Genomic DNA, 8,370 nt, shown 5'->3' with positions numbered 1-8,370 from the left:
CGACGAACAGCGCCGCGACCCCCACCACCAGGCCTAGGAACACGATCTGCAGCACATTGAACGACAGGCCGGTCTTGGCCGCCCCGTCGGTGATGGTCGTCGAGGCCGACAGCCCGAAGATGTTCACCGGCACAAGCCCGGTCAGGAAATCGAGCCAGCCGCCCTGCGACTTGGGCTTCGCCGCCAGGGTCTCTGAAACCCCGGCATGGTGACCTGGCTGCAGGATCAACCCCAGCGCCAACCCGATGACCACCGCGATCAGCGCCGTGATCGCGAACCACAGCAGGGTCCGCCAGACCAGGCCGGCGGCACCCTTCAGATCCCGCAGGCTGACCACACTGGCCACGATCGCCGTGAATACCAGCGGGGGCACCAAGACCCTGAGCAGCTGGATGAAGATCGCCCCCACCTGCCGCAGCGTCTCGGCCAGCCACCACCCCCGCTCGCCGACCTCGTCGCCGAGGCTCCGCGCCAACAGGCCCAGCCCCAGCCCGACGACCATCGCCGCCAGCACCTGGAACCCGAAACCGGAAATGAAGCGGGACGATTTGGCGGCCATGTGATGCTCCTCGACGACCGTCGAGCGGTAATCCCTGTCCCCCAGCCTGACACGCCAGAAAGTCTGCGCCGAGCCGATAGTTTCCGTGGGTGACGCTCGACAATTCTACCCGGACGAAATTAGAGAGCCTTCCGAAGCGTCCAATACCTGCGTCTCGTCAGCCGCCGGAACCGTAGCCACGACCACGCTCAAAACAGGCCACATCCCCAACAGATCAACCTACACCCCGGGCCACATCACCCGACCTGCTGGCAACGCTTAAGACACTGACGTCCCAAGACTTTCCAGCCTGGTCAACGACAACCTTCCCCTTCCCCCGCGTCATCGCGCTATAATCGTATCCCGCCCCGCAGAGCCCCGCCGTCCGGCCCGAGGCGCCTCAGGAGACAGCCTTGACGGCCACCGACACCGCCTCGCCGACACGTTTCCCCGCTTACCTGTTCACCCATGGCGCCTGGTTCCTGGCCTTCGGGGTGCAGCTGGTGCTGTTTCCCTACCTGCTGCGCGTAGTGCTGAAACAGGACGAGGTGCACTTCGGCATCGCCCAGATGTGCCTGCAGCTGCCGACCACCCTGTTCATCCTGATAGGCGGCTTCGTCGCCGACCGCATCCCGCCCCGGCGGATCGTCGCCATTTCATGCGCCCTGTCGGTGGTCACCTTCGCGGCGCTCGGCGGCATGGTGATCAGCGGCCGGCTGACCTACGGCCTGATCATCTTCTACGCCCTGTCGGTCGGCACGATCGGCGCCTTCGCCATCCCCGCCCGCGACAGCCTGCTCAGCCTGGTGGCTCCCACCCCCGACGGCGCCTCCATCCACCGGGCGGTCAACTTCGCCTCCCTGGCCCAGTTCGGGGCCCAGATCCTCGGCATGGCCTACGCCACGGCGGCGCCCTTCCTCGGCGTTGGTCCGATGCTGCTCAGCCTGTCGCTGCTGATGGTGCTGGCGGCGTTGGCCGCCGTCTCCCTGCGCCCCCGCCCGGCCAACCGCCCACCACGCGGCGACGGCCACCTGCTGCAGCGGATGGCGGCCGACATCGGAGGCGGGGTGAAGGCCGCCTTCTCCTCGCCGATCATCGCCCCGGTCGTGCTCTGCGCCCTGTTCGTCGGCATCTGCTTCATGGGCAGCTTCTTCGTCCTGCTGCCGCTGATCGTTCAGAGCTATTTCCCGCCGAACGATCCGGACCCGACCCACATCGCCACCGCTCTGGCCCAGTTCAGCCTGTGCTTCTGGGTCGGCTCGATGATCTCGGCCCTCGCCCTCACCCGCTTTGGCCACATCCGCCGCAAGGGCTTGGTCTACATGGCCTCGCTCTGCTGCGGCGGCACGGTGCTGGTGCTGTGTTCGATCGATATGCCGTTCCTGATGCTCTGCGTCCTCAACTTCGTCTGGGGGCTGGGCGGCGGGGTGGCGATGACCCTGGGCCGGGGGATCGTTCAGCAGCACGCGCCCGCCGAGAGCCGCGGCCGCATCCTCTCGGTCTTCACCCTCGGCCTGATGGGCGGCGGCCCGCTCGGCGCCCTGGCCTACGGCTTCCTGGCCAAGGCCGTCGGCCCGCACGCGGCCATCCTGGTCCCGGGCCTGCTGATGCTCACCCTGGTCACCACTGTCTTCTTCCTATCCCCCCTGCGCCATCTCTCCGAAGACGCCCCGTAGGCGAGCTTGTGATGCCCTCAGGCGCTATCCAACTCACCCTGGACCAGGCCGCGACGTTCGCCACCATCGCCCTGGGCCACGTCCGCCGGCCCTGGCCGCACAAGGCCGACCATGTCTTCATGAGCGAGGCCGACGTCGCCCCGCACCAGCAGTTCCACCCCATCTTCTACGGCAGCTTCGACTGGCACAGTTGCGTCCACGGCTACTGGACCCTGGCCACCCTCCTGCGCCTGTTCCCGGACATGCCGTCCGCCCCCGCCATCCGCGTCCTGTTCGACGACGCCTTCACCCCCGCCAAGGTCGCCGTCGAGCGCGCCTATCTGGACCGCCCCGGATCGCGCGGCTTCGAGCGACCCTACGGCTGGGGCTGGCTGCTGATGCTGCAGGCCGAACTGCTCCGCCACGAAGACGACTGGTCCGCCCACCTCGCCCCCCTGGCCGAAGGTTTCGCTCAACGCTTCCACGCCTACCTGCCGCTGGCGACCTACCCGGTCCGCACCGGCGTCCATTCCAGCACCAGCTTCGCCATCGCCCTGGCCCTGGAATACGCCGAGGAAGCCGCCGACGACGCCCTGGCCGCCCTGCTCATCGAAACCGCAGGCCGCTGGCACGCCGCCGACGCCGACTGCCAGGCCTGGGAGCCCTCCGGCGAAGACTTCCTCTCCCCCGCCCTTATCGAAGCCGAGGCCATGCGCCGCGTTCTTGGCCCGGACTTCCCCGCCTGGTTCGACCGCTTCCTGCCCAGAGCGGCGCAGCGCCACCCAGCCACCCTGTTTACCCCCGCCACCGTCACCGACCGCACCGACGGCAAGATCGCCCACCTCGACGGTCTCAACCTCAGCCGCGCCTGGTGCTGGAAAAACATCGCGGCCGCGCTTCCGGAGGGCCACCCGGCCATCGCGGTGGCGAGGGAAGCCGCCGAAACCCACTTGGCCGCCAGCCTGCCGCACGTCGCGGGCGACTACATGGGCGAACACTGGCTAGCCAGCTTCGCTCTGCTTGCGATGCGCCCTTGAAATCCTCCTCCGCGCGGAGCGCGGGGGAGGGGGACCGCCGGCCCGACTCAGGGCCGGTGGTGGAGGGGGCAGCGCCGGTGTTTCTGGTTGATCATAGAAGCCGGCATCGACAGCCGCGCCAGAACGCGACTCCTCTGGACAGGCCGGCGTCGCCCTCTCCACCACGCGCGTATTCGCGCGCGGTCCCCCTCCCCCGCCGCTTCGCGTCGGAGGAGGACTTGCTACGCCCCCGCCGTCTTCACAGCCCCGACGATCTCGCCGACCAGTTGCGCCACCAGCGCCTCGTCATCCCCCTCGGCCATCACCCGGATCAGCGGTTCGGTCCCGGACGGCCGCACCAGCACCCGGCCCGAGCCGTTCAGCCGCGCCTCGGCGGTCTTGATCGCATCCTGCACCTTGTCGCTCTTCAGCGGCTCGGCGCCCTTGGCGAAGCGGACGTTCTCCAGCAGTTGCGGCACCGGCTCGAACTGGCGGGCCAGGGCGCTCATCGGCTGGTCCGACTGGACCATCACCGCCAGCACCTGCAGCGCCGCGATCAGTCCGTCGCCGGTCGTCGAGAAGTCCGACAGGATCACATGGCCCGACTGCTCGCCGCCCAGGTTGAAGCCGCCCGAGCGCATCCGCTCCATCACATAGCGGTCGCCCACCCCGGTCCGCTCCAGGGTCAGGCCCCGGTCGGCCATGAACCGCTCCAGGCCCAAGTTGCTCATCACCGTAGCCACGATGCCGCCGCCGCTGAGCTTCTGTTCGCGGGCCCAGGCTCCGGCCACGATGGCCATGATCTGGTCGCCGTCGACCACGGTCCCGTGCTCGTCGCAGATGGTCACCCGGTCAGCGTCACCGTCCAGGGCGATGCCGATGTCGGCCCGCAGCTCCTTGACCTTGGCGCTCATCGTGGCCGGATGGGTAGAGCCGCACTGGTCGTTGATGTTGAAGCCGTTGGGGTCCACCCCGATCTTGATGATCTCGGCGCCCAGTTCGTAAAGAACCGCCGGGGCCACCTTGTAGGCGGCGCCGTTGGCGCAATCGATCACGATGCGCAGGCCATTCAGGCTGAGGGTCTTGGGAAAGGTCGCCTTGGCGATCTCGACATAGCGGGCCTGGGAGGTGTCGACCCGTTCCACCCGGCCAAGCTCGGTCGGCCCGACCAGGCCCTCGGCCAAGCCCTCGTCCATATGTCGTTCGATCTCCGCCTCGCGCGCGTCGCTCAGCTTGTAGCCGTCGGGGCCGAACAGCTTGATGCCGTTGTCGGAAAAGGCGTTGTGGCTGGCGCTGATCATCACGCCGAGGTCCGCCCGCAGCGAGCGGGTCATCATCGCTACGCCCGGCGTCGGCAGCGGTCCGAACAGCCGCACGTCCATCCCCATGCTGGTGAAACCGGCCACCAGGGCCGGCTCGATCATGTAGCCCGACAGCCGGGTGTCCTTGCCGATGACCACCAGGTGGCGCCGGTCGTCCTCGGTGCGGAATAGCTTCGCCGCCGCCAGTCCGACCCGCAGGGCCACCTCCGCCGTCATCGGATGGCTGTTGGCCTGACCGCGGATGCCGTCGGTGCCGAAGTAGGAGCGTTTGGCCATGGGGTCCCTCTGAACAGCGCGGTCGTTTCGCATTCAACGCCCGGCCGCGCCAATAAACAATTGATCCGCCTTGTTTCCACACAGAGGGCAAACGGGCCGGAGCAACAGTCTGCAACGCATTTTCATGCCCCGCTTACGGCCGCCGGTGCTAATGGCGCCTTCGACTCCCCTCTGAGAGACTAGTACCGGCATGTGCGGCATCATCGGAATCGTCGGAAAGGTCTCCGTCTCGGAGCGGCTCATCGAGAGCCTCAAGCGGCTGGAGTATCGCGGCTACGATTCCGCCGGGGTGGCGGGGGTTGTCGGCGCCAAGGTCGAGCGTCGTCGCGCCAAGGGCAAGATCAAGGCGCTGGAAGAAGTGCTTAGCGAGCAGCCGCTGACGGCCACCGTCGGCATCGGCCACACCCGTTGGGCCACCCACGGCGTCCCCAACGTGCCCAACGCCCACCCGCACCAGGCCGGCAAGGTCACCCTGGTCCACAACGGCATCATCGAGAACTTCGCGGAACTGAAGGCAGAGCTGCAGGCGGCCGGCCGCACCTTCGAGAGCGACACCGACACCGAGGTCATCGCCCAGCTGATCGACGCCCGCATCCAGGCCGGGGACGCGCCGCTGGACGCCCTCAAGGCCACGCTCGACCGGCTGACCGGCGCCTTCGCCCTGGCCGTTCTGGTCGAGGGTCATGACCGCCTGGTGCTGGGCGCCCGGCGCGGCAGCCCCCTGGTGGTCGGCGAGGGTGACGGAGAGATGTTCCTGGGCAGCGACGCCCTGGCCGTGGGCCCATTCACCAACCGGGTGATCTACCTGGAGGAAGGCGACTACTGCGCCATCGACGATACCTCCGCCCGGGTGTTCGACGCCGAGGGTCGGCCCGTCACCCGCCCGGTCAAGATCGTCTCCGCCTCGACCGCCCTGGTCGAGAAGGGCAACCACCGCCATTTCATGGTCAAGGAAATCTACGAGCAGCCCGACGCCTGCCAGCACACCCTGACCGCCTATGTCGACCCGGTCTCCGGACATGTGCAGGCGCCCGGCGGGGTGGATTTCGCCACCGTCGAACGGCTGCAGATCGTCGCCTGCGGCACCGCCTTCTTCGCCGCCTCGATCGCCCGCTACCTGTTCGAGCGGCTGGCCGGCCTGCCCTGCGACGTCGAGATCGCTTCGGAATTCCGCTACCGCGAGCCGGCGGTGACGCCGGGAACCCTGGCCATCGCCGTCAGCCAGTCGGGCGAGACCGCCGACACCCTGGCCGCCCTGCGCTGGTGCCAGGCCAGGGGGCTGAAGACCGCGGCCATCGTCAACGCGCACGAGAGCACCATGGCCCGCGAGGCCGGCGTCCTGTGGCCGACCCACGCCGGGCCGGAGATCGGGGTCGCCTCGACCAAGGCCTTCACCAGCCAGGTAACCGCCCTGACCGCCCTGGCCATCGCCGCCGCGGCCGCCCGTGGCCGGATCGACGAGGCCGAGGAGCGTCGCCTTGCCCGCGTCTTGCTGGAGGCGCCCCGACTGATCGGCGAATCCCTGGACGTCGAGGCGGCCGTCACTGCCCTGGCCCCAAAGATCGCCCGCGCCCGCGATGTGCTCTACATCGGCCGCGGCGCCATGGCGCCGCTCTCCTACGAAGGCGCCTTGAAGCTGAAGGAAATCAGCTACATCCACGCCGAGGGCTATGCCGCGGGCGAGCTGAAGCACGGCGCCATCGCCCTGGTCGACGAGGAGACCCCGATCATCGTGATCGCGCCCAGCGACGCCCTGTTCGAGAAGACGGTCTCCAACATGAGCGAGGTCGTCGCCCGGGGCGGCAAGGTGGTCCTGATCACCGATGAAGCCGGCGCCCGCCATGCTCCCGAGGGCGCCGATGTGATTATCGCCCCTACCTGCGATCCGATCATTGCGCCGCTGGTGTTCTCCGCCCCGATCCAGCTGCTGGCCTACCACGTGGCCGTTCAGAAGGGCGCGGATGTGGACCAGCCGCGCAACTTGGCCAAGTCGGTCACCGTCGAATAGGGGACCGGCTTTGGGGTAATCAGCGCTCTAGACGTTGTGCAGACCGTCTGGATCGTGCGCGCGGAAAGGGCGGCGCTGATCGGGGACAGGTAGCCGCGTCGCGGCAACCGGTCCCCTAGTTCGGAGACTGGGTCGGCGGCGGCGCGTTCGGCGGCGTGCCTTCGCCGGGCGCGATCACGTCCGGCGGGGTGGTGGTCGGGTCGGTCGGCGGCGGGGTGGTCGTCGGCGGGGCCATGTCGACCGGCGCGGGGACGTCGCCCGGCGCGGCGGTGCTGGGGACCGGCGGCGGGGTGGTGGCGGTGGTCTCGGCTGTGGTCGGGTCTTGCGCCGGCTTGGTGCAGGCCATCAGGGCCATGGTGGTGCCGGCGGCAATGGCCACGGTGAGGAAGGTTCGCATCGGTACGCTCCTGAACTCCAACGATCTTGCAGCCGACAACCGTTTGCCGACCCGGCCGTTCCGCAGCGGCTGGAATTGTGATCCTCCATCGGATACCTGAGCCCTCATGAAACCTGTCCGCAAAGCCGTCCTTCCCGTTGCAGGCCTGGGCACGCGCGTGCTGCCCGGCGCCAAGACGACGCCCAAGGAAATGCTCAACATCGTTGATCGGCCGATCCTCAGCTACATCATCGCCGAGGGCCGGGCGGCGGGGATCGAGCACTTCATCTTCGTCACCGGGCGCGGCAAACAGGCCATCGAGGACTATTTCGACCACCACATCGAAATGGAGGCGCAGCTGGCCGCCAAGGGCAAGACCGACATCCTCGAGGCCGTGCTGGCCGACCTGCCCAAGCCCGGCGAGATGAGCTTCGTGCGCCAGATGTCGCCCCAGGGCCTGGGTCACGCCGTCTGGTGCGCCCGCGACATCGTCGGTGACGAGCCCTTCGCCGTCATGCTGCCCGACATGCTGATGCATGCCGAGCGCGCGCCCCTGGCCCAGGCCATCGACGCCTACAACCAGGTGGGCGGCAATGTGGTGGTCGTCGAACCCGCCCCCGAGGGCGAGACCAACAAGTACGGCATCGTCGCCCTGGACGGCCGTGAGGGCCGGCTCAACCGGATGACCGGCATGGTCGAGAAGCCGCCGCTGGGGACCGAGCCCAGCAACCTGTTCATCTCCGGCCGCTACATCCTGCAGCCGGAAATCTTCAACCTCCTGAGCGACCAGGCCAAGGGCGCCGGCGGCGAGATCCAGCTGACCGACGCCATGGTCCGGCTGATGGCGCTGGAGCCCTTCCACGCCCTCGAATACGAGGGGACCACCTACGACTGCGGCGACAAGATCGGGCTGCTGCGCGCCAACGTCGCCTACGCCCTGCAACATCCGGAACTGGGCCAGGCGGCGCGGGCGGCGATCACCGCCCTGTTGTAACCACCCCAACACCGTCATCCCGGAGGCCCCGCAAGGGGCTATCCGGGACCCAGGGGCGGCGCGCAGGCTGGTTGAAACAGCGAGTTCACGCCCTCCTGGGTCCCGGCTCTCCAGCCCTTCGGGCCTCCGGCCAGGATGACGGTTTGAGTGAGATGGTTTGGAGGAAGAAAAGCGTCCTGTGCCTC

7 protein-coding genes are annotated in these 8,370 nt (G+C 68.4%); 4 read left to right on the top strand and 3 right to left on the bottom strand.

What is annotated here, in order from left to right; translation table 11 throughout:
• A partial coding sequence (locus GVN21_RS18310) for a cation:dicarboxylase symporter family transporter (RefSeq protein ID WP_166576180.1) occupies positions 1-559 on the bottom strand: 559 nt, incomplete at its 3' end.
• 392 nt (positions 560-951) lie between these two features.
• On the opposite strand from GVN21_RS18310, the gene GVN21_RS18305 reads away from it, so the two are divergent.
• Both GVN21_RS18305 and GVN21_RS18300 read left to right on the top strand, forming a co-directional pair.
• Entirely contained in the window at positions 952-2,214 is a 1,263-nt protein-coding gene (locus GVN21_RS18305; protein ID WP_166576179.1) for an MFS transporter, read from the top strand.
• A gap of 11 nt (positions 2,215-2,225) precedes the next feature.
• On the top strand, positions 2,226-3,230 hold the full coding sequence (locus GVN21_RS18300; RefSeq protein WP_166576178.1) for a DUF2891 domain-containing protein: 1,005 nt from the start codon (positions 2,226-2,228) through the stop codon (positions 3,228-3,230).
• A 221-nt stretch (positions 3,231-3,451) separates the two neighbouring features.
• On the opposite strand, the gene glmM is transcribed toward GVN21_RS18300, so the two are convergent.
• On the bottom strand, positions 3,452-4,807 hold the full coding sequence (gene glmM, locus GVN21_RS18295; protein WP_166576177.1) for a phosphoglucosamine mutase: 1,356 nt from the start codon (positions 4,805-4,807) through the stop codon (positions 3,452-3,454).
• A gap of 190 nt (positions 4,808-4,997) precedes the next feature.
• On the opposite strand from glmM, the gene glmS reads away from it, so the two are divergent.
• Positions 4,998-6,815, top strand: coding sequence for a glutamine--fructose-6-phosphate transaminase (isomerizing) (gene glmS / locus GVN21_RS18290; protein WP_166576176.1), 1,818 nt, complete (start codon positions 4,998-5,000; stop codon positions 6,813-6,815).
• 115 nt (positions 6,816-6,930) lie between these two features.
• Here glmS and GVN21_RS18285 read toward each other — a convergent pair whose 3' ends face one another.
• Entirely contained in the window at positions 6,931-7,212 is a 282-nt protein-coding gene (locus tag GVN21_RS18285; RefSeq protein ID WP_166576175.1) for a hypothetical protein, read from the bottom strand.
• Between the two features lie 106 nt (positions 7,213-7,318).
• Here GVN21_RS18285 and GVN21_RS18280 point away from each other — a divergent pair, with 106 nt between their 5' ends.
• Complete coding sequence (locus GVN21_RS18280) at positions 7,319-8,185, top strand: UTP--glucose-1-phosphate uridylyltransferase (RefSeq protein ID WP_166576174.1); 867 nt, start codon at positions 7,319-7,321, stop codon at positions 8,183-8,185.
• Positions 8,186-8,370: the final 185 nt, after the last annotated feature.

This window comes from Caulobacter sp. SLTY, assembly GCF_009905535.1.
In the GTDB taxonomy this organism is placed as follows: Bacteria; Pseudomonadota; Alphaproteobacteria; order Caulobacterales; family Caulobacteraceae; genus Caulobacter.
Note: the sequence above shows the minus strand (reverse complement) of the source record. Positions and strands in the feature narration are given on the sequence as shown.